The organism is Caballeronia sp. SL1002, from assembly GCF_057814995.1.
In genome coordinates, this window is record NZ_JBYMUW010000002.1 from 1967412 (window position 1) to 1989515 (window position 22104).

Below are 22104 nucleotides of genomic sequence, written 5' to 3' on the forward strand. Positions count from 1 at the left end.
TGTTTGCTTACTTCAGACGAGGACCGGCATCGACAACAATGTCGTCACCGTGATGTGTTTCGCACAGTTTCCAACAGCATGCGTCTGACGCCACTCGCGACCGAAATCGCTGCTCAGTGAGTTCCAAATCCGCTGTTGATGCTCATCAGGGACTCGCACGCGGAAAACGCAATCCGTGAACAAGCCTGAACCCGCAGCAACCCGCGCCTCACGAACCAAGCAGCGGGAACCGACTCGGGCCAGCAATATGTCCCCGCCGTGCGCGTTGTGGAATCCGTCGCGCCCACCCGTGAGGTGCAAATCGTCGATTGCGGCCGAGAAGTGTGACGTGTGAAAAGCCTCGTACCCAAGGCCCGCGTATTCCTTACGAGAGCGACTGCCGCGCGTGACGGCTGCGCCGAGGGAGGTCAAAGTTCCTGCGACATGCCGGTCTCCGGCATTCATCACGGCCATCGCGTCGTGATACCCAAAGTCCATCCTGCGCAGTGCTTCCTCGTAGCTCACCCGCCGCTCGGCAACAATCGAGCCATCGATTGAGCATTTTCGAAGTTGGACACTTCGCTTGCGGCTGGGGCCCCTATGTCCAGTTATCAGGAACGCGTCCACTTCCGCGCCACCGAACGTCTTGGGTGCCAGTTGAGTCACAGTCAAATTCGATAAGCCTGAGATGAACTGCTGCCGAACCGACGCAAACGCGGGCTGAGTCACAATAGGTGACGCCACAATCAAGGCTATCGTCCCTTGCGGAGAAATCAGGGACCAAGCGTGCGCCGCGAAGGCGACGTCACTTCGCAACCAGCCGCCTTGGTCGACAATCTCAGGAAAGACTTGTCGAACGCGGTCAATTGAAGCTTGGCCCAAGCGTGCCATGGCATAAGGCGGGTTCGAGACAACGACGTCGGGACGCTCGCCATCCACACGCAGCTGCGAGACAAGGGGGGACCGCAGAACATCGAGGGTTTCGGTCGTCCCCCGTGCGGACGGAATACCGGCTAAATTTCGCAGAGCGTGCGCATCAATGTCGACCAGAAGAGCCCGGCTCCTTTTACATCTATCTAGCACACTCGTTGCGAGCGCGCCGTTACCAGCTCCTAGGTCTAGCACTCGGCGTGAGTAGAGAGGGATGCTCAAGGCCAGAAGACGAGCAATCGCAGCTGGCGTCGGAATCTGTCCGAGCTTTTCGGCCCGGCTTCTGGCCCGCCTGAATCTGAGGCTGCTCGAGTTATGCACTTTTTTGTTGTCAGCCATGAATTTTCGTTCGGAAAACCGGTTTCGCGCAATTCTAACTTGTAGTCACCGCATACAACACAGCCAAAGCTAGGTCATCGTCGCAGACGCGTCCGCGACCCAGCCCGTTCTGGCTAGGCTTGCCCTTTACCCCCTGACCGCCCACGACCCGGGCTCGCTCACGTCAGGTAAACGTTGTCAACTCGCCACCAAAGGATTACGACGACCAAAAATGTTGGTCACCGAATGCTCGAAGACCAAGCTTTCAAATTCAATACAGCAAGCCAGGTCGGTTGTGTCGATGGCAAGCGCGACGCGTGTCTGACGGCGAGGCCGCCGCGTCGTCCAACTTCGCGGTTTTTGCCAGCGAGGCATGCCCGTAGCGCGCATCGGCTGCGTTGTCCATTTCTTTGCCTTAAACTATGCTAAGGGCTTCGATAGCGTATTCAGTTGGACACTCAATCGCCGCCGCTTATCGCGAGCATTAAAAACTGCGAGGGCTTAACCCGCAGTCCGCCAAAACCAAAGACCAACCCGCAAGTCTATCGCCAAAATCAAAGAAACAATGGCCACTCTATACAAATATCGTCCACCTATAAATTTCGACGCGCTTGAAAACTGTTTTACCTCGAAAATTTTGATAAATCAGAATTATTCTTCGCAAAGGCGTCCAGCTTTAACGACCCCTTTGACGGAATACTTGATTTCGATTTTTCGGCGTCTCAGGAGGAGGCCATTGACTACCATTTCCGAGTCTTGAGAAAACGTGCTCGCGCACAAGGAGGCTATCCAGCTACTCAAGAATCTTATCTTCGCGCGAAATCGAATATTGAGAAGTACTGGGACGAAATAAAAAGCGGCAGCAAAGACCTGAAACGAAAGCATGCGCACAACATCAAGACCATAGAAAAGGAAGGATGGGGCACGCTTGAGTTTACGAAAAAATCACTAAGAACGGTGTTTTTCGGACTTAGAATGACACCAGATGAAATTGAAAAACATAAGGATTATTTAAAAAAACGAGGATTTACGCCGGAATACAAACACGCAGTCCGACATCCTGATAGGTACTCCATCGTTTTCAAGGACGTTCTGTAGGTCCGATGCCGCCTTTCACAGACTGGAGCGCCGGCGATAGACAATGGGTTGTGGAAGGGCGAGAACCAAATATTAAGCAGGACCAGTTGTTCATGCAACCGCAGTAACATGTTAGTTTCAAAAAATTGGCCGTGCAAATCGCAGGAACGATTTTTCTACGGCCATTCGGCTACGTCGCATCACGTTGCGGGGCATTTTTGTGAGCATGGACCGGTTGACAGCCTTTGCGGACCCGTATGAAGCGCCAACGCTAATCAAGGAAGCGGCACGAAGGGGTGAGTTGGTGATATTTGTCGGGGCCGGCGCATCGATGTTGTGCGGGAGTCCGTCGTGGCAAGACTTCGCCCACGGAATGATTGACCAACTGGCCAGGCAGGTCGGTTTGGACTACTCCGCCTCGCAGCAATTGAAAAGCATACCCGACGCCCGACGCAAGGCATCTGTCGCCAAGGAGATATGGATTGGTGCGGAAACGGATATCGACTTCGACCGGATTCTTCATCCAGCGGGTTCACCACGCGACGACGGAGTACGTCTGTATCAGTTTCTGGCAAGCATCGGTGCGGTCTTTGTCACGACTAACTATGACCGTTGGCTCGACGAGACGCCCACATCTCCAATCACTGCGGCTCCCATTGATATCTCTCTGCCGACTGGCGGCCCGGCAGTAAGCGCACGCAAGATATTTCATAAGCGTAACGACCTAAATATCGCGCGGCTAGACGAACCAGGGACCGTATTGCATCTACATGGCAGCTGCGCCGACCCACGCGGAATGGTCATTTCGCTGAGTGACTACATTCAGCATTACGCCGATGGGTATGTTGACGCCTTTCTGCGCGAACTGTTCAGTCGCAAGACAGTGCTGTTCCTCGGCTACAGCATGTCCGACATGGAAGTATTGGATTACATTGTTCGGGCCAACCCGACGCCTAGTGACGCACGGCACTATCTTCTTTTTCCGTACCTAAGTTCTGAAAAAGTCCAGGTTTTTTATCTGCAACGCTATTTCCGCAACCAGTGCGGGATAAACCTCGTTCCATTCTGTATCGACAAAAGCGGCCACAGCGAGCTCGTCAGCGTCATCGAGTCTTGGTCAGGACAGGTTGATGTCCGCCCTCCGCACTTCGTACAGAAGCAGGAGCAGATAGACCAGGCAATCGCGAAATCAGCGTCAGAACCATGGCGAAAGGCTGCCTTCGAGCTTATCGCAGACGACGAAGACTTGGCTGCGTACTTTTTCGCTCGAGTCAAAGGCAAGGAGTGGTTTGATGACTTTCTTGCGGCAGGCTTTTTCGACCCAAACCGCAATCCTGCGCCAAAGCCGTCCGAACAAGACGCGCAACTTGTTTTAATACCGCTTTGGTCCTGCCTTCCGTACCTTGAGCGGTTATCAGGAGAGTGCTCGGTCGGTACTGACGACCGCATAGCGACCGAAATAACCAGCATCATCAAACAGGTCACCGAGCTCGGCGGTCCGGACAATGACCGGACGTGGTGGTTCTTCGCCAAATGCCTGACTGCGCTGCCACCGGCATTGGTCCCTACCCATCTACTGGAACTGACAGGTCGATGGTTCGAAAGCCGATTCGACACATCCCTCTTCGGCTACGAACTGGCTTTCCATCTGCTTCCCCGGCTTCTAGAGGACGAATCGGCTGAGGCGCCTGACAAAGTCAAAGCGTTATTCAATGTCCTGTGCCGGGTAAGAGGTATCGAAGCAGATTCCGACGGTAATAAATTTGGCGAGGCAACGTCGGTTATAACTGACCACTGGTTGTCCGAGATGATGGCCGCACGCGCCAGAGACGTTGCAAAAAAATGCGGCGCGGCTTGCATCCCAAACTTGGTCCAGCGCTTGACTGAAGCCCTTAAAAACCCAGAGGACGACAGGTATGGGTATATCTGGCGACAAACGATAGAAACTGGAGCAACGCAATACGAACTTGCGAACGCCAGGGATTCGTTGATAAATGGATTACGCGATGTGCTTGACGTCTGCTGCTCAGACGCTCCCGGCGAAGCCATCCTCTATATCCGCTCGCTGCTAACGTCAGAATTTGCCACTTTGAAGCGTGTAGCACTTCATGCAACTTCAGCGCACTATCAGGCGGTAAGGGAAGCGTTCTGGGAAGCGCTCGACTCTTCCTGGTTTGTCATTGAACACCAACATGAACTCTACCTTCTTCTAAAGAACAACTTTCTTCAGTTCTCGATGGCGGAGCAGACAAGAATTTTCCATCTCATCATGAATTTGTCCGGTGAGTGGAGCGACCAGAGCAAAGCTGACTACTACAACGGAAACCTCCGGCGCGACTGGTTGTCTTCGCTCGCGAATCAAGGCTTCGACAATATAGACAAAGCATTCGACGCGCTTGTGCAACAGTACGGACCTGTCGAAGGGCGTCCAGAGCTCCCTTACGCATCCCCTCAGGTCACCGTTTTCTCTGAAGCCAGCCCGATATCCTTCGAACAGATGGTCGCAATGGAGACGGCGGGAATATACCAATACCTGACGGACTTCGTCCCCTCAGGCCGCAGGAATGAAGATAGCATCACGGGGCTCGCGCAGGTTGTAAGAGAGGTAGTCAAACGGGCTCCCGAAAAATTCGTAAGCGACATGGACCGGTTCGGTAACCTTCGCTGGACCTATCAGGAGGCCCTGTTCGCTGGCTTGTTTGCACGATTCAATGAAGGGCTCGAAATTCCATGGCAGCAAGTGGTCCAGTTCTGCGCCAAGATTTGTGCGTCGGCGCACACCTGGACCTCCTACACTAACGAAGCCACAACTGATGGTGGGTATGAAGTTCAACGCGCGCTCAACGCGATGGTTGACCTATTAAGAGTGGCTCTCGAACGGCCAGACCTTCAATTCCCTAACGACGTCTTGGAGAAAATCGGATTGGTCGTCTCGACATTGTCGACGCGTACTCTTCCCTCAAGGAAGTTTTCGCTCGATGCTCCGATGGACACGGCTCTCAACACGGTCCACGGACGTGCCATCTGGACGTTGGTCGATTACGCGCTGCACGTCGGCCGCAGCGAGGACCGAATCGGGGGCGACCGTAAGCATGCGTGGCAACGGATACACGCTCCATGGAACGAGCTGCTCCAGAAATCGAGAGAGAGGCGCGACCATGAGTTCCATGCCTTGGCGGCGAGGCATCTATTACAGCTCTTGTACCTAAGCGAAGAGTGGACTCTTCACAACATAGCAAACATCTTTCCCCTAGAAGATGAAGAACTGTGGAAAAGTGCGGCCCATGGGTTCAGTGGTATCCCATACTATTCTCAGCCTCTGTTTTTAGCACTTCGTTCTTCCGGCGTGCTTGCACAATTGGCGGCAGAAAGCATGTCATATCGGCAAACACGGGAAAGAGCGAGTCAATACATTACCTTCGCCTATCTTTCCGGACTCGAGGAACTTGACGATGCGACCAGCTCGATTAGTCAAGTACTCGCCGATATATCCACAAACAACTTGGGTCAAATCGTGTGGTTCCTTTGGACCTTGCGCGGAAGCATCCCCCGTGAGCAGGTTCCACGGATTATTGCGTTTTGGACATATCTTTCCACGAGGATTACCGGCTGTGAGGAGCAGTGCACGGAGCTGCTGTCCAAGCTAAATTTTCTTTCCGCATTTATCGATGAGTTGACTCCATCGACACTGACTCTGTGGATGCAGTGCGCGCCATACGCAGATGTTGCGCACAACGGCTCTGTGCTGGTGTCAAACCTAGCCCGACTAGTAAAGGCTCACCCTGAAGAAATCGGGCAGATTTTCAACGCTACACTTCAGTCGTTCGTACCAACTTACGACCCTGCCGAAATAACAGAATGTGTTGAGCAACTCTATCTGGCGAACGAGCGGGAAAGCGCCGACTCGATTTGCGAAGTCTATGAACGAAAAGTGCCCGGATTACTTCGCGACGTCTACATCACGCACAACGGAGGGTTCCATTAGGGACGCGCACATCTTGATGGTTCGGGCCGTGTTGCTGTCGATAGCAGCCGCCCTCAAAAAAGCGGTAGACCAAATGGTCACTGTCTTCGCTTTGAGTCGAACTCACCAACATCGACGGAGCCGTTAAACAGCCGGGCCAGAATGCAGACTCACCGCTCAAAAAACGACCAGCAAGAGGGAAATCAATTGGCCACAGTTGCCGACACCCAAGCCCTAATACCACCGAGCCTGCAGCACGTCTCCGAGCTCACTGGCGCAAAAATTCGCGTGTTCATGACAGAAATCGCGGAAGGCGTGTCCAATTATCGCAGCCTGCACAGTTTGACCCAACAGGTCGAGCATCAGTATCACGGCCGCTTTCTTATCGAGCTCATCCAAAATGCCCACGACGCGTTCGACAATGGCCCGTCGCAGATGGAACCTAACCGCATCGAGATAATCTTCGACCCCTCGGATTCGGAGCATGGAACGCTCTTCGTGGCCAACGACGGCATCCCCTTTTCAGCGTCGAACTTCGAGCGTCTCTCCCAGCTCGGTCAAAGTGACAAGGACCCGCAAAAGAGCATAGGGAACAAGGGCATCGGCTTCCGGAGCGTTCTCGAGATATCAGAGCGCCCAGAAATCTACTCACGGGCTCACCGAGCAAGTGAGGTGTTTGACGGCTATTGCTTCGGCTTTCGCCCTGAAGTTATACAGGCCATCGTCGGTCCGATGCTTGAGCTTGCAGAACAGGGCACGATTCCAATGTCACCAGTCGGGGGCGGACCTCTGGTTGAATGGTCCTCAGACACCGTAGAAAAATACCGACGTCGGACGTCAAAGAAAGGAGCCGACTGGCTTGTATCAGAGACCAAGTATCTATCGCCCTACCTCTTGCCCGAGCCAATTATCGTGACCGATAGCGAAGCTATCCATCGATTGGAAGAGCGGGGTTTCTCAACGGTTGTCAGACTGCCGCTTAAGGCCCGCTCGTTGCAAGCTAAGGTCCTGAGCCAGCTCGAAGAATTGTCCCCACAAACGGTCATTTTTCTTGAAAAACTGGGGAGTCTTAATTTTCAAGTCTGGGGTACTAAGACCCATTGTTACATGCGCACTTCGACGCCATTTGACGGTGAGTCTGACGGCACCCGGGTATCGATATCCGATGCTGACGGTTCAGGTTTCGAGTACGCCGTATGGAGCACGCTACTGCACGTGAGCGACGCACCGGAAACGTTCCGTTCAGCCATTTCTGCACTGCCGGGTAGGTGGCCGGAGATTACGGACATCCCAGTTTCGATTGCCGTTCGCTTGGGCGACGACCCTGACGAAGGTCGATTCAGCATATATCTTCCAACGCGTGTAAAGACAGGCAGCGCCGTCCACGTCAATGCGCCGTTCTTCGGCGACATGAGTCGAACGTCTATCCCATTTGAAGACCCGTACAATGAGCAACTTTTGACAACCGCCGGCGAGCTGTGCGTCAACACGTTGAAACAGCAGTTGGCCGGCAAGGGGGAGAGTGAGGCAAGGGCCATCATCGACATCCTGTCGCCAGTTGGCAACGACCCCGAAGCAGTGAAGCGATGGCAAGACCTGCTCGACACGGCAGCGTCTGAAGCCGGTGTATCGCTAGACAAAGACCCGATAATATTGAGCGAATCCGGATGGACGCCGCTGAACGAGACCTCACTCGTTCCTGCACGGGTTGAAGCCCAATTGCTCACCGACGCCGTACTGCGTAGCTGTGCGACCTTTTCCATCTTCCATTCTTGTCTACGCTCGAGAACACATCAAATCAGGACACTGGCGTCGATTCGATATCCGTCAGTCGGAGCTGACCCGCTTCCCAATCAAATTGCCGGCACCGTCGCGAATGTCGCCGCCACCTTGGTCTCGACCGATTGTGACTGGAATGCATTTTGGCGGGACGTTTCCGCTCTATTGCCAAAAGGCCAAAAAGAATTGCAGTCTTTGGACATTCTCCTTGGCACGGATGACAAGCTGCACAAGGTCGACTCGGAAAGTGCCGTCTTCTTCCTTCGGCGCCAGGGCACGCAGGACGACGGTGATATTGCTGATGAAGGTGGCGTATCGGACATCCCAGTGTCGTTGCAGCGGCAGGTTGCGTTTTTGAGCGACAAAATTCAGACGTATGAAACGAACCGGCCTACTCTGCAAACCTCAGTTCGGACTTATCTTGGAAATGGACTCGTATCGCAGTTCCGCGTCGACACGATTCTTTCCGACGTTCTACTTAAGTTGACCCCGAAGCTGCCGCTCTCGCTCGAAGGTCCCCACTCCGAGTTGTGTCGGGACATCATGCGTTGGGCGCTTCGTCTGATGGGACAACTTCTTTCAAGCGGGCGGAGTGCGGCCACCACTTCTAAGCTCCTCCGCGATATACCTGTTCCGTGCCTCGGAGGCTGGTATCCGATGTCTGAGACCACTTTCGGAGACGGATGGATGGGCACGTCGGGCCCTCTTGTCTATGAATATCTCGCCGCATCGGAACTGGAATCCGCCACCCACGCCAGGAGTCGCCTGTTACTTAATCCCGAACATGACGTTTGGGATTCAATCGGCACCCTAGACCGTAGAAAGCAGGCCCTTGTCGAGGGAGGGGTCTACGACGGACTAAGACTTCAGCCGACTTCTTCACGGGACTGGCCGAGCGGCTTCTACGCTTCTTCTTCGCACGTTTCCCTTCCGCCCACCCCGCCACAAAGCTTCCATTCCGACGAGTGGCGCGAATACTGCGCTTGTGTCGCGCGGGAAATGCATATCCCCTATGCGAATGCTCAACCGTACGCAGTAGACGATTTTTTCGTCTTCCCGGGATTTCGCGATTTTGGTCACATGAGTAGTGCTACGAAACTAGTGCTTGCCGAGTTAATCTTCCACAGTCTCTCAAGTTGGAAGTCTGGTCTTACACCGTTGAGCCTGACAAAACAGGGGGGGCATTCGCACCGCATGCATGTAACCGGTCCTCTTACGCACTTCCTGCGCAATGCGCATTGGCTTCCGATTACGAAAGGCAGCACGACAGAGTGGGCACGACTGCCTGACAGATGGCACGTTCCCGCCAATGCGATGGCGGGACGAGTTAAGCACTACGCTCACTTGAAACCACTACCACTTGTTCTATCGAAGCGGCTTGATACATTTCCGGCACTCGCTGCATCCCTACACACGCTCGGCTTGCCATTCTTGAACCTGCATGATGAGACGACCGACCCAAGTCTCATCAAGGCACTTACGGATTCGATTGGGAGCGATGACGCCCCTGATGACAACATACTGCTTGGACAGATTCGAGATGCGTGGAATCGCTTCCGCCCCCCTACGGACGGCGCGGCGTTGTCGCGGCTTCCGGTAAGAGGAGCAGACACACGGCTCGAGGCGGTGGCTGCGTCAACCGACTCACCGGCCTATCTTCCTGACCGAGGTCAATTTGTAGCCGACCTCGAAAGGTTTGGAATTCCAGTAGTGACCATCCATTTCGCAGACGCACGCCTGTTGGCCCCCTGGTTTCGCAAGGCGTATGGCGGCGCAATTCAATTGACCTCCCAGCTAAGGCGAGTTCCGTTGGTCGAGAATGTCACGTGGGAAAGCGGTGGTGGCACGCTCCTGATAGAAAGCGAGCTTTCGTGGTTAGTATCGCCGATGCTCGCGCTAGTGGCTTTTTACGGTCAGCTACGTGGCGTTCACTCGCCAGCCTTTCAGCAGCGTGCAGAAAAGTTGAGGGCGCTGCGCATCGAGTGGGTGTCATCGTTAAAAATCGCGATTTTTCGAGACGACACTACACCTCTAGTGAACGCAGACGTGCCCTGCGCATGGGATGCAGATTCGAAAACCATCCTCGCGTCCGAAAATTGCAGGAGCCAACCAGCCGAGTTGAGTTCCGCTTTATCTCAAGCGATAGACCGAGAGGACCTTGAATTACCCTTGAGACTGATATTCGGGAAGCTAACAACGATTGAATACGAGCCAGACGACGTGGCGTCACTTCTCGCGCCATTGCACATCTCGGAAGAAAACCTGCTTCTGGTTAGAGAGCATCTTCGCGGCGATGTCGGACATATGGCTCGTCTGCTTCACGTCCTTGTCAATGTATTCGGCTCTGAACCAGAGACGGACGACATACTTTCCGCACCGAACGAGGAGGAACTGAAGGCGATTTTGGCGACGACGCAACTCGCTGCAATGGATTTGGACACGGTGTTGAACATCGCACGGGAAAGTCAGGGCATGTTCTCGTTCGGAAAATCAGTGTCGATGGCTTCACCCGAACGTCTTGCGTTGCCGCGCTGGAATGAGGTGCTCAAGGAGATGGATGCCTCCCCCATAGGCAATCGCGATTGGACTTCGCAGTTCGATGCATGCGTCGAGATTGCCGCGAGCACTGTGAAGCGACTCGTTGCTGCACTTATCCGAAACGGCAGCGACATGTCGATGGCAGATTTCCTTTTCGACTACTCGAACCTAAGACGAACTATTGACCTTTCACAAACTTTCTGGGAGGTGGACTTTGCTGCTGCCATGAGTCCAGTTGCAGACCTTCTGTCGAAATGGTCACATGATGCGGACCTCCACGCGGCAGTAAGCCAATCGCTTTCGGTACCGAATCTTATTGAGAGAATCGAAGCGCTCGGGATTTCGCTCGACATCGACCCTGACGAGTGCGTTCGGAAAAACAATCAACTTGTCGAATCAGTTGTGAAAGGCATCGAAAGGATACGCCTAGCTTGGTGGCTTAAGATGTCTACGTCAATTGACCTGCCTGAATGGCGTGGTCATACCGACGCCTATGAAACTGCGGTGGCGGGTCGACTATCCAGTGACGGTAGCGCTCTTTTCTGGACAGAATCGCAGGTTTTTCGGATTATTTGCGAGTCTAGCCTGCACAGCGAACTGACAGCGTTCCGCACTGCAATGGAATTGGCAGACGGCGTCCGTTCGTTACAGGCCAGTCTCGCCATAACCGATGATGAGCTGGATGGTGCCCGAGAACGACTCAAGAATCTGCAACTCGAATTCATACGTTCCAAGAACACCGTCGAGGTCTGCGGCGAGAAGTTCGACAGTTCCGAGGACAATCGGCAGGAACTTTGGGCACTCCTGCATACAAAGATTCCCGACGCAACTATCGCGAATAGCACCCCATTAAGTCTAACTGCGACCGCGCCGCTCAAAAGGTTTGATGTTGCAAAGGGCAGTCGCCGTCAGAACATGTCGAGCAATGCTTTCTCGCTGCCGCCTCGGCGCCCCAAAGCGGTCGACGAACTTGTCGGTCTGGCCGGTGAAATTTTTGCATTCAGGATGCTACAAAGACAGTATGGCGCTGACGTTGTCTCGGCGTCTTCGTGGATATCCGAGAACAGCAAGTATGTGTTTCCGCTAAACGTCGCCGATGATACACGCGGATGCGACTTTTCCTTTTCAGCAAATGGAAGGCTGTTTCGCGTCGAGGTGAAATCATCGACTGGCACTGAAGAGACGTTCAAACTGGGTTCGTCGGAAATCCGCTTGGCAATGGAGCTTGGCGCGAGAGGCAGGCGTAGCCGGGAACAATTCGTACTTGTGCATGTAATGAAAGCGCTCGACCGGTCCCCAGTTGCAATCGTACTTCCCAATCCATACGACGCCAAGTATTCGGACGTATTTCGAATTCTTGAGGCCGACGCGCGGGTCCGATATCAAAAGGCTATGTAAACGCGTTGCCCGCAAAACGGAGATTGGGTTCTCTTGGTTGGGGACCGTTAGTTTCCACAATGACAACAGTTGGCTGGCAGACCTCGGGATTCGCGACCGGCCTTACTGCTATCTTTGCGACGGCACCTTTATCGAAACTTAAGATATTCGGGGGAAAAACCTGTGCGACAGACTCCATTTAGCGTGACGTAGTCGTTCCGTCTGCACTGGTGGACTTGGCACGCAACGCTTCATAAAGTTGCGCTGGTCCCAACAAGATATCCTTGAGCCCTTCGCGCACTCGTTCAGAGCCAAGGGCTTGAGTGCTCATCGTACTGTGCGAGCCTCTTTAACCACCTTCTTTGGGCTCTGCTTGAATTTTGAGATGCTAACGGACAGCATGCCATGAACGTTTATCATGATGTCATCAGATAGGTCAAAAGTTAGCGCTTACATCTGGGCGCTAGATGTCGTCGGGGACGGCCCGCGAAGTGAATCCGCATTTTGAATGCTGACCTTGGCTCGCGGCACGGCATCACCCGACGAAGAGTTCGATACGTTAAACGACGCGCTCAATCATCGACCACTGCAGAACGGCTCAAAACTCATTTCAGCGTAGCGGCAATTTATCGAGCTCAGCATCGTAAAGACCCATCCGCCGACTAGCTTCTATCATCCTGTCTATTCCGGCCTGTTGCTCGGCTTTGGTCCGCTCTTTGAATGCTAGCAAGTGCGCCATTCGAAACCACGCGCGGCCGTCTCGCGTGCGCCGGATTGCTACCAACTCGCCCGCCCTCGCCAAACCATCGAAATAAGCCGAGGACACATGTAATACGCGCGCCGCTTCGTCGCTAGGTAAGCATGCGTGGCTGAGCGTGACTCGGCCTCGCGCGCGCTTCAGTTTGCGGACTTTCATCCGATTTCCTCCTGCCGTGGGGCGCGACGTCCTGAACGCTGGAGCTAAGGGATTCGCTTCACCTCGGAGCGGACACGATGCCGGAGGTTCCGTGGGTTGAAGCCCATCACTAACAATAGTGTCGGCAGCATTAGAAAAATCTGCGTATGAATTCTGACAGAAGCCGCAGGCAGCACGGCACCCGCCAACGTGGTCGACGGCGTGTGGCTGCCCTTCGAGGGCGTAGTGCAATGCCCGACTACGAAAAGACCTTATCGAAAGAACAGACGCTTGAGGAACGGCACGAGGCCCCTGCGGAATCGGGAGTACCCTTTAGGGCAATTCAGTTTCGACGGTTCGCTCCGGCTTGGCAAGCGGATTCCGGCTTCCGAGTTCCATCTGCGAATGAGACGCTCTGGCGCCGGCCGTCCGTTTGCCTGCGCAAGGCGATGTTCCCTGAGCCCGGCCTCAATCCTCCTTTTTTGCCGCCTGCTCGGCTGGAAATTTCCCATCGCGATGCTATCCGGCATCTTAAAGCCCGCAACTACTTCGCCATCGTCTGTTACTTTTTTCGATAAGGTGTCCATCGACCTGCACGGCCATTGAAGCCAGGACGACTGTGTTGCAATCAAGGCTGTCAGGCCGTCGTCTGGGTAATGACGTAGTACATCCTCGGCACGTTGTCGGAGCTCATTGACGTCCGTTGCCGAGGTAATCTGCGAAACGTCAGATAGCAGCCTGCGCGCATTTAGCAATGCACGGGTTCGTTCGTCAGGCATCGTCAAAGTTACTTCCTCCTCGCATCTCTAGCTGGTTACGTTGTTAGCACCGAGGCCCTGCATCTTACTGTCGCGCACAAGACCTCTTTTCGGTCTAGAAAGAGCAACGTCCACGCGAGCCACGAGTATTTGCTTCTGATAGATACTTGCCAGCGCAGACACGTGCATCCCAAAGAACCGGCCGCTCGTCTGGGTTGCTCATCGCTTCTCCACCGCCTACAACGCAGTTGTGCGTCGCCTCGCCGCACCTCGCCGCCGTTCGTAGAGTTCATTTCGAAGAGCCGCTTTGAACGCACATCCGAGTTCGAAGCTGGACATCGTCATCAAGCAAACGTAACCACGCGGAGTCAAGATATCGAGTGCCCGTCGAACGCCGTAATCGATAGCGACGGCAAGCTCTCGCTCCAAATTTTTCTGCAATCCAACGGGTGCTCTTGTGCGAGGTGTTCTGGTTCGCATCCGCAATCTCCAATGCCCGCTCTGTGGTCGTCGAATCGATACAGCGACGCCGGCCACCTTCGATTAAGAAAAGAAACGCTGCAGTCTGCAGCGTAGTAGCTCGACCACGTCAGCATCCCCTAGTCCGTAGTCAGACTGGCAGTGGACCAATCGCTCCCGGTGCGCCCCGAAACCGTCACGCCTGTCATCGACTGCTAGCCAGTGCAGTAAGGAATGACGGCGAACATAGTCCAAAACCTGGGCTCCGCGAGACAACATCGGCCAAAGCACTTCTTCGAATTCACAACCTTGGTACGTAGCTGCGGTTACTCTTTTACGCAATGACGAGTCTGGCAACATGTCCCGCGTAGAGTCGACCCCGAATCGATAAGACCAGTCGGACGAAAGGACTACCTCAACATCTGGATAAGAGCTTAAGAGCTCAACCAGCACGGGCAGGTATTCGAAGAGCTGGATTCTGCCAGGCGCGCTCGTTACGATGCGCGCTCCCGAAACATAAGAATTGCCTCGGTGTAAGACGCCATCAATATCCAGAAAAAGAACCTTACGCGTTACCATGATTCACAAGGCCATTAGCATATCTGCGCGATTTCAACGGCACGCGCGCGCACGCGGCAGTAATGGAGCCTGAGGCGGTGCCCTCATTCGACCGTCTCTGTTTCTGCAGCACGCAGCATCTTGACGAGTCTGCGTTCAGCATTCGACTCGTTCGCCACCTGAGATGCGTTGAGGTAACTTTGCATACGTCGCAGCATCGGATTGTTGACGGTCGCTCTCAGGACTTCGTCAGCAGATAAAGGCCCTGTGGCGTCCTCGCCGTATCCTCCGAGAATCGCTCGCAGGCGGTCGGCAGCATCCTCGTCAAAACCCGTTTCCGAACCAACGCTGACGCGCTTTCCCGCCGTCTCCTCACTAAACTCGAAATCCGACGACGCGACCACGACGTACTGTTCGGACCGGGAGGCCATAAATGCCAGTATCGAGTCTTCCTTCGTGTCACTGAGGAGTTTCACAGAGTTCACGATGCGGTGGCCGAATGGAACACACTCCTGCCTCAGGACGTTGAGGTCAAAGAAGAGCGACCAATCGTTAGCGACGACAACGACTGCACCCGGAAACGGCTCAATAGCCTTTGCGAACAGCCGGCAGTCAGTGTCCAATGAACGAGTCGCCTCAGCTTCAATGTCCCGCGTCGTTATAGACGGGTGCCGACGAATGGCCCCAAGTACGCCGCTGATGCAAAAGAAAACGATAACCATCCGAGCTCCAACTTTGTGGGAAAAATACCAAGGTCAACGTTAACCGCTACCGAGGGTTGTTGCGTCGCAAATGGTCGACCTCGTAGCCCGGAATTAAGGAGCGACCGGTGGAGATTTCGCATCCGACGTTGGCGGCCCGGTCAGTAGACGAGGGTACTCTCCAAGCCGTGGTGACGGCCGAATCCGTGCGACCGGTAGAGAGATTGATAACTTCTAACTGTCCTCGCGTGTCGTTACTCACACTTGGTTGGCCCGCACAAACCTTCGGTACAGCCTATCAGGGGAAATATACATGAAAAGTCGTTTTGCCACATTTCATGTCGTTAACTTCCATGAGCGCTGCCCCGACACTGCATGTGGTCAAACAACAAAAAGCGTGGCAATGGCGAAGCAGACGACAGGTATTGCAAACAAGCTAGGAAAAGCAATTGCGCGGGAACGTACGGCGCGGGAATTGACGCAGGAGCAGCTTGCGGAGATGCTCGGTGTGGAACAAGAGACCATCAGCAGATTTGAGCGCGGCCAAGCGCTGCCGCCGTTGCCGCGTCTTATTCAGCTAGCCGACATCTTCGAGGTACCACTGGAAGCGTTACTGCGAGGCACGACGAATCGCGCGGCGGACGAGGCAGCGGATATCGCGCGCTTGCTGACAAAACTGGATGATGACGGGCGAGACTTTGTGCGCAGATGGGTGACGGAAATGTGCGAGCGCCTACCTCACCGCAATGCTAGCCTGCATAAACGGTAGGCGGTCACGACGAACCCGCTAGAGTGTAAAGAGTCATTGGCCTGGCGCCTTTTCTTGGAACCGACGACAAAAGAAAAGTCAGCGAATCGCCCGGCAGCGGCTACGCCCTGTTTATTTAGGGCGTGAACATCAAACCTATAGGGAGCGCAAGTTTGAACAGCAGCAACGTGGAAGAGAAAGGCGGGTTCGTTGGGAGGCGCAACCGGCATCCACGCACCTGTGGATTGCATGTGGATAAGTAGCAGTGCAGCGCGGTGACACTAAGGCAAAGTGGTACTTTCCCCAAAAGTGCCATCCGGAACTCGGCTGGAAGCCAATATCAGTGGTAGGTCGGTACTTATTTAGATTCCGCAAGAATGTAACCGTCATCGGCACGACACCGGTCAAATTCGGTGGTGTCGCTTGCTACCTCAAAAGCTCATTGCATTCGTACAACGGCTAAGACATAAAAGGGGACCGAACGTCGCCTCCGGCAAGTGGCAAACGCTGTGGTGTATGCAAACGTTCGTCAGTGGAGCCTGCGCGTGGCGAAATCACTGCCTCGGTCCAAGTCCCTATGGAGCCGGTCTCCAAAAGTTCCTACTGGCACCGTGCCCGCCACATCAGGCTTCCGCCTATGGAGACAATACGTAATATGCCGTCCGTACGGCGTGCCGAGGCCGACATCGTTGCTGCGAATATAGAGACAGAGCGAGATTTCGCGTTTGGCCGCGTTCGGAATGAACTGATACAGCAGGTGACACGCGGGCAGCGCGATCTCGTCGAGCTTTGCCGGGTTCCAACCATGAAACAAAATTCGACGGTCGGTCGGATTGTTGATGATGGTGTCGAGACACTGCCGCAACTGGTCGATTGCCTTGTACAGCAGCACTTGTTCGCTGCCGCCTTCAGTGAAGCGCGTGACTTCGCGATAACCCCGGCTCACGGCATCGGCGATCTGCGCGGCGGACGTGGCGTCGAGCACCTTGTACGCCGGCCACTGGCGCCATTGCACGCCGTAGACATCGCCGAGATCGTCCACGCCTTCGCGATACGGATTCGCGAGCCACTGCGGATTCTCGTTGGCGTTCGCGTCCCAGACCTTGCAGCCGAGCGCGCGAAAATCCGCCGCATTGCGCGACGCGCGCAGAAAACCGACCAATTCGCCGACCGCCGACTTGAACGCCAGCTTTTTGGTCGTCACGGCCGGGAAACCGTCCTTCAGATCGAAGCGCAGCATCGCGCCGGGCATGCTGATCGTGCGGATGCCGGTGCGGTTTTCCTGCCAGGTTCCCGTGTCGAGGATCATCTGGACGAGGTCGAGATACTGTTTCATTCGTGATTCCTTCGACGCGCGTTCGCGGCCGTTCACTGTGAGCGATGAGCCGTGATTTTACCAAGCGCGGGGAGACTTGCGAGAAATGCGCGACGCGCACCGGGCGGCCGCCCGATGCGCAAGGGCGGCGTCAGCCGCGCGTCGCGTGTTCGGTGGGCACGTCCACTTCGATATGGCGCATGCCGTGCGACGACAGCAGCCGATACAGCGTCACGCGCGAGATGCCAAGTTCGTGCGCGGCATCGCCGAGACGGCCGCGATGACGCAGCAGCGCCAGCTCGATCGCCTGGCGTTCGGCCGCTTCGCGCGCTTGCGCGAGCGAAACCGGCGCGACTTCCACGTATTCGCCGAGTTCGAGATCGCGCGCGGTGATCTGCCGGCCTTCGGACATCACGATGGCGCGCCGCACGCGGTTGATCAGTTCCCGCACGTTGCCCGGCCAGCCGTAGTTATGAATCGCGGCAATCGCGTCCGGAGAAAACCCGCGCAAACGGCGGCTCGCGTCCTTCTTGAAACGGTCGAGCATGTGTTTCGCGAGCAATTCGATATCCTTGCCGCGTGCGCGCAGCGGCGGTTCGTCGATTTGCAGCACGCACAGACGGTGATACAGGTCGGCACGAAAGCGGCCTTCGATCATCGCCGTCTGCATATCGACGTGCGTCGCGGAAATGATGCGCACATCGACCGGCGTGGAGCCGTGTCCGCCGAGCCGCTCCACCTTGCGTTCCTGCAAAAAGCGCAACAGGCTCGCCTGGCTTTCGAGCGGCAGATCGCCGATTTCATCGAGGAACAGCGTGCCGCCGTTCGCCGCTTCGACCCGGCCGATCTTTCGCTGGTTCGCGCCCGTAAATGCACCCCGTTCGTAGCCGAACAGCTCCGATTGCAGAAGATGCGCGGGAATCGCACCACAATTGATCGCGACGAACGGTTGGTCGCGGCGCGCGGAGCGTTCGTGGATCGCCACTGCGGTGAGTTCCTTGCCCGTGCCCGATTCGCCCGAGATGAACACCGGAGCGTCCGTCATCGCTACTTTGCGGATCGAGCGGAACAGCGCGAGCATCGCGTCGCACGAGCCGACCATTTCGCCCTCGGCGCGCCCGTCGCCCACGTCGGCGCCCGCCGCCGGTTCGTGCAGCGCGACCATGCCATACGCGTGGCCGACGGAATCGACGATACGATCGTTCGAGCTCGGCACCGTCACATAGTCGAAACAATAATCGCGGATGAGACGCCGCACCGCAGCGTCTTCGAGTTGCCCGGCGACGGTCGCCGCGACCCAGCCGACGTTGGTCAGCGTGAGCGCTGCTTCGAAACTTGCGAGCTCATGCGCCTCGAACCGGCTGGACAGGTCGAGCAGCCCGCCGGTGGCGAGGTCGTGCCGCAGCGTGCGCCGCGCATCCCGCGCCGACGCCACGATTTCAATGTGCCAACCGCGCTCCTCGAACCGGTCGCAGAGCGCCTTGTTCGGTTCTCGCGTCACATAGACAAGTTGCCGCCGAGCGACTTCCATTATTCAGATCCTTTCTCAACGGTCGCTGAATGGTTCCGGCGCGCGGAACCTGGACAAAATCGCGTATTTACAGTGCCTCAATTGAACGACGAACGATCATTCGATTATTTCAATCGGCCTACCCCGGCGACGGCATTCGTGCCGCGCGGTCTCGCGAAAGTCTTTATTGATTGTATTGATGCTGTTTTTGAGAGACTACTATACCGCAGAACCGTGGCAAACAAATATCCATAAGAAAGTCGTGATCACACCGCAAACGCCCGCCCAGCACGCGATCTATGTACTTCGGAATCATTTCGCAAAACAGCCGTTAGGTACTTTATTAAGACATAAAGCCTGACGTATTTCTTCCGCTTATCTTCCGCTTAATCACGTAATTCACGCTGTTTGAAGGAACCCGTTTCAAAGGTGAAACGTTTTCGTTAGGTGCGGCGTCCCGTTTGGCCGTGAATTCGAACTGACTTCAATAACCGCAACGGATTGCGCCAAGTGGCACAGCTTTCGCTAAAGCCTGACAGCTACCGGAGGCCGTCATGCGAAAGAATCCGCGCCCTGTGTCGTTTATCTGTTCCGAGATTGCCGTCGGCGCCGTCGCGCTATGCGCCGCATCGGCCGATGCAAGCACGTTCGCCGCCACGGCCGCGCCCGCCGTGCCGGGCGCGGTTACGAGTCGACAGACGCCGCCTTGCGAGGGCGAGACGGGCGCGACAACGCGGCCCGCGCGCGTCTCGATGGTCTCGCAGCGCGGCGTCAAGGTCACGCTGTGGGACGAGAACACGCCCGCGGCGATCCCGCTGCCGGCTGCGAATACGCACGCGGCGGCCGCCGGCACCATGGCGCTCGTTCAGCCATGCGCCCCGGTGAGTCTCAAGCACGATTGATGAGCGGCGCCTGTGGGCGCGTCGGGTAGAATCGGGCCGCGCCGCTCTTGGGCGCGCTAACCTTTGCCAATCTTCTACCCAGTCTATCCAGACATGACGACGCTGACCCTGATCGTCGCCCGTGCGCGCAATGGCGTGATCGGCCGCGACAACCAACTGCCCTGGCGTTTGCCGGAAGACCTCGCGTTCTTCAAGCGCACGACGATGGGCGCGCCCATCGTGATGGGTCGCAAGACGCACGAGTCGATCGGCCGGCCGCTGCCCGGCCGCCGCAATATCGTGGTGTCGCGCGATGCCACGCGCCGCTACGAAGGCTGCGATACGGTCACGAGCCTCGACGAGGCGCTCGCACTCGCCGCGCGTGACGGCGCGGGCGAAGCGTTTCTGATCGGCGGAGCGCAGTTGTATCGCGATGCGTTTCATCGCGCGAATAAACTGATCGTGACCGAAATAGATGCGGATTTCGAAGGCGATGCGCATCTCGACGCCCCCGATCCGGCACAGTGGGAAGAAGTCTCGCGCGAGACGCACCGCGCGCTGGCGCCGAATGATTTTATTTATGCGTTCGTTTCATACCATCGTAAGTAATGGAAATCGAGGGTAAGTAATAATTGAGTGAACGCGTCGGGAGCGCCGCTTTAGAATGCTTTAAAAGGCGCTTTGCGGGCGGCTTGCAAGTCTTTTCGTCGGCCCGCCGCGCGCGCTTCCCTCAATCGCGCATAACGCTTTAACAATGCGGCAATTGCGGATTTAAAGCTGCGGACACGCCAGACGACAAAAAGCCCGGATCATCCGGGCTTTTTTAATACGCTCTTCTTACGTAATAACCCTATTGCCCGGCAATCGTCATCTTCTCGATCAGCACCGAACCGATTTCCTTATTCCCGCGCACGACGGTATCCGCGCCGATCGCCTCGATATGGCGGAACATTTCCTGCAAGGTGCTCGCCACCGTGATTTCCTCGACCGGATACTGAATCTGGCCGTTCTCCACCCAGAAACCCGACGCGCCGCGCGAATAATCGCCCGTCACGTAGTTCACGCCCTGCCCCATCAGTTCCGTCAGCAGCAAACCGGTGCCGAGCTTTTTCAGCATCGCTTCGAAGTCGTCGCCGGATTGCGTCAGCGAACTGCGGAGCGACAGGTTGTGCGAGCCGCCCGCGTTGCCGGTCGTCTGCATGCCGAGCTTGCGCGCCGAATACGTGGACAGGAAATAACCCTGCACCACGCCATCTTCGACCACGCTGCGCTTTTTCGTGCGCACGCCTTCCTCGTCGAACGGCGCGCTGCCCATGCCGCCGCGCACGTGCGGGTCTTCGAGCACCTGGATGTGCGGCGCGAACACCGGCTTGCCGAGCGTATCGACGAGGAACGTCGTCTTGCGATACAGCGCGCCGCCGCTCACCGCCTGCACGAACGCGCCGAGAATGCCGGCCGCGAGCGGCGCTTCGAACAGCACGCGGCACTTGCGCGTATCGAGACTGCGCGCGCCGATCCGCGCAAGCGCCCGCTCAGCGGCGTAGCGGCCGACCGCTTCCGGATTCGCGAGATCGGCGGCGCTGCGCTTCGACGTGTACCAGTCGTCGCGCTGCATGTCGCGCCCGCTGCCGGCAATCGGCGCGCACGCCACGTAATGCCGCGAGAACGGATAACCGCCGAGAAAACCGCGCGACGTCGCGAGCACGAACTGCGAGTGCTGCGCCGAGACGCTCGCGCCTTCCGAGTTCTTGATGCGGGGATCGACGGCGAATGCCGCGCCTTCCGCCCGCCGCGCGAGTTCGGCGGCTTCTTCGGCGTCGATTTCCCACGGGTGATAAAGATCGAGATCCTGCGGCGCGGTTTCGAGCAGTTCCGCTTCCGCGAGACCCGCCGCGCTGTCTTCGGCCGTGAAGCGCGCGATGTTGTACGCGGCCGCGACCGTGTCCTTGAGCGCCGCGCTGGAGAAGTCGGCCGTGCTCGCATTACCGCGCTTCTTGCCGATAAACACCGTCACGCCGACCATCTTGTCGCGGTTATGTTCGATCGTCTCGACTTCGCCGCGCCGCACGCTCACCGACAAGCCGTCGCCTTCCGAGATTTCGGTCGCGGCGTCGGACGCGCCGAGCGACTTCGCGTGACGCAGGATATCGGACGCGATTTCCTTCAGTTCGTCCTGGGTATGCGGGAAAAAGCGTTGCTTGACGTCCATGTCTGCTGCCATTTTTCGTAGCCTTTGGGAGTCGGGCCGCTTGCGGCCCGCATGTTCGCTGCCTGCATGCCGCGCACTCGGCGACCCCGTTGCAGGACGTATCACGCG

At 56.3% G+C, this 22104-nt stretch carries 12 protein-coding genes and 3 pseudogenes; 8 read left to right on the forward strand and 7 right to left on the reverse strand.

Annotation, left to right across the window (positions count from 1 at the left end):
- Positions 1–12: 12 nt before the first annotated feature.
- The gene (locus tag AC3D25_RS11650) at positions 13–1248 is read right to left on the reverse strand and encodes a methyltransferase (protein ID WP_488888542.1); all 1236 of its coding nucleotides are present in this window, start codon (positions 1246–1248) and stop codon (positions 13–15) included.
- A 735-nt stretch (positions 1249–1983) separates the two neighbouring features.
- Here AC3D25_RS11650 and AC3D25_RS11655 point away from each other — a divergent pair.
- The 5 genes and pseudogenes from AC3D25_RS11655 to AC3D25_RS11675 all read left to right on the forward strand — a co-directional run.
- Positions 1984–2325 (forward strand): hypothetical protein, encoded by a 342-nt coding sequence (locus AC3D25_RS11655; RefSeq protein ID WP_488888543.1) that lies wholly within the window; start codon positions 1984–1986, stop codon positions 2323–2325.
- Positions 2326–2530: 205 nt separating this feature from the next.
- A complete protein-coding gene (locus AC3D25_RS11660; protein WP_488888544.1) occupies positions 2531–6289 on the forward strand; it encodes an SIR2 family protein in 3759 nt (1252 codons plus the stop codon).
- Between the two features lie 141 nt (positions 6290–6430).
- Positions 6431–11983, forward strand: coding sequence for a sacsin N-terminal ATP-binding-like domain-containing protein (locus tag AC3D25_RS11665; protein ID WP_488888545.1), 5553 nt, complete (start codon positions 6431–6433; stop codon positions 11981–11983).
- A 1125-nt stretch (positions 11984–13108) separates the two neighbouring features.
- Positions 13109–13435, forward strand: coding sequence for a hypothetical protein (locus AC3D25_RS11670; RefSeq protein ID WP_488889735.1), 327 nt, complete (start codon positions 13109–13111; stop codon positions 13433–13435).
- Between the two features lie 9 nt (positions 13436–13444).
- Positions 13445–13522 (forward strand): annotated as a pseudogene (locus AC3D25_RS11675) (hypothetical protein); the annotation flags it as partial.
- Here AC3D25_RS11675 and AC3D25_RS11680 read toward each other — a convergent pair.
- The 3 genes and pseudogenes from AC3D25_RS11680 to AC3D25_RS11690 all read right to left on the reverse strand — a co-directional run.
- Positions 13493–13636: pseudogene (locus tag AC3D25_RS11680) on the reverse strand (BPSL0761 family protein); the annotation flags it as partial. The pseudogenes AC3D25_RS11675 and AC3D25_RS11680 overlap by 30 nt on opposite strands.
- Positions 13637–14158: 522 nt before the next feature.
- Complete coding sequence (locus tag AC3D25_RS11685; protein WP_488888546.1) at positions 14159–14653, reverse strand: HAD domain-containing protein; 495 nt, start codon at positions 14651–14653, stop codon at positions 14159–14161.
- Positions 14654–14736: 83 nt separating this feature from the next.
- On the reverse strand, positions 14737–15354 hold the full coding sequence (locus AC3D25_RS11690; protein ID WP_488888547.1) for an HAD domain-containing protein: 618 nt from the start codon (positions 15352–15354) through the stop codon (positions 14737–14739).
- Between the two features lie 292 nt (positions 15355–15646).
- Between AC3D25_RS11690 and AC3D25_RS11695 the strand changes: the two genes are divergently transcribed.
- Entirely contained in the window at positions 15647–16102 is a 456-nt protein-coding gene (locus AC3D25_RS11695) for a helix-turn-helix domain-containing protein (protein ID WP_488888548.1), read from the forward strand.
- A 643-nt stretch (positions 16103–16745) separates the two neighbouring features.
- On the opposite strand, the pseudogene thyA reads toward AC3D25_RS11695, so the two are convergent.
- Positions 16746–17417 (reverse strand): annotated as a pseudogene (gene thyA / locus AC3D25_RS11700) (thymidylate synthase); the annotation flags it as partial.
- Between the two features lie 130 nt (positions 17418–17547).
- Positions 17548–18927, reverse strand: a complete 1380-nt coding sequence (locus AC3D25_RS11705; protein ID WP_488888549.1) for a sigma-54 dependent transcriptional regulator — start codon at positions 18925–18927, stop codon at positions 17548–17550.
- 533 nt (positions 18928–19460) lie between these two features.
- On the opposite strand from AC3D25_RS11705, the gene AC3D25_RS11710 reads away from it, so the two are divergent.
- Together AC3D25_RS11710 and AC3D25_RS11715 are read left to right on the forward strand one after the other, a co-directional pair.
- A complete protein-coding gene (locus AC3D25_RS11710; RefSeq protein WP_488888550.1) occupies positions 19461–19808 on the forward strand; it encodes a hypothetical protein in 348 nt (115 codons plus the stop codon).
- Positions 19809–19901: 93 nt separating this feature from the next.
- Complete coding sequence (locus AC3D25_RS11715) at positions 19902–20396, forward strand: dihydrofolate reductase (RefSeq protein WP_488888551.1); 495 nt, start codon at positions 19902–19904, stop codon at positions 20394–20396.
- A 241-nt stretch (positions 20397–20637) separates the two neighbouring features.
- Here AC3D25_RS11715 and pmbA read toward each other — a convergent pair whose 3' ends face one another.
- The gene (gene pmbA / locus AC3D25_RS11720) at positions 20638–22008 is read right to left on the reverse strand and encodes a metalloprotease PmbA (RefSeq protein ID WP_488888552.1); all 1371 of its coding nucleotides are present in this window, start codon (positions 22006–22008) and stop codon (positions 20638–20640) included.
- Positions 22009–22104: the final 96 nt, after the last annotated feature.

Excerpts from the sequence above, each read along its gene's own strand:
- AC3D25_RS11650 (WP_488888542.1), bottom strand. The coding sequence starts at position 1,248 with ATGGCTGACAACAAAAAAGTGCATAACTCGAGCAGCCTCAGATTCAGG.
- AC3D25_RS11660 (WP_488888544.1), top strand. The coding sequence starts at position 2,531 with ATGGACCGGTTGACAGCCTTTGCGGACCCGTATGAAGCGCCAACGCTA.
- AC3D25_RS11665 (WP_488888545.1), top strand. The coding sequence starts at position 6,431 with ATGCAGACTCACCGCTCAAAAAACGACCAGCAAGAGGGAAATCAATTG.
- AC3D25_RS11670 (WP_488889735.1), top strand. The coding sequence starts at position 13,109 with ATGCCCGACTACGAAAAGACCTTATCGAAAGAACAGACGCTTGAGGAA.
- AC3D25_RS11685 (WP_488888546.1), bottom strand. The coding sequence starts at position 14,653 with ATGGTAACGCGTAAGGTTCTTTTTCTGGATATTGATGGCGTCTTACAC.
- AC3D25_RS11690 (WP_488888547.1), bottom strand. The coding sequence starts at position 15,354 with ATGGTTATCGTTTTCTTTTGCATCAGCGGCGTACTTGGGGCCATTCGT.
- AC3D25_RS11695 (WP_488888548.1), top strand. The coding sequence starts at position 15,647 with ATGAAAAGTCGTTTTGCCACATTTCATGTCGTTAACTTCCATGAGCGC.
- AC3D25_RS11705 (WP_488888549.1), bottom strand. The coding sequence starts at position 18,927 with ATGGAAGTCGCTCGGCGGCAACTTGTCTATGTGACGCGAGAACCGAAC.
- AC3D25_RS11710 (WP_488888550.1), top strand. The coding sequence starts at position 19,461 with ATGCGAAAGAATCCGCGCCCTGTGTCGTTTATCTGTTCCGAGATTGCC.
- AC3D25_RS11715 (WP_488888551.1), top strand. The coding sequence starts at position 19,902 with ATGACGACGCTGACCCTGATCGTCGCCCGTGCGCGCAATGGCGTGATC.
- pmbA (WP_488888552.1), bottom strand. The coding sequence starts at position 22,008 with ATGGCAGCAGACATGGACGTCAAGCAACGCTTTTTCCCGCATACCCAG.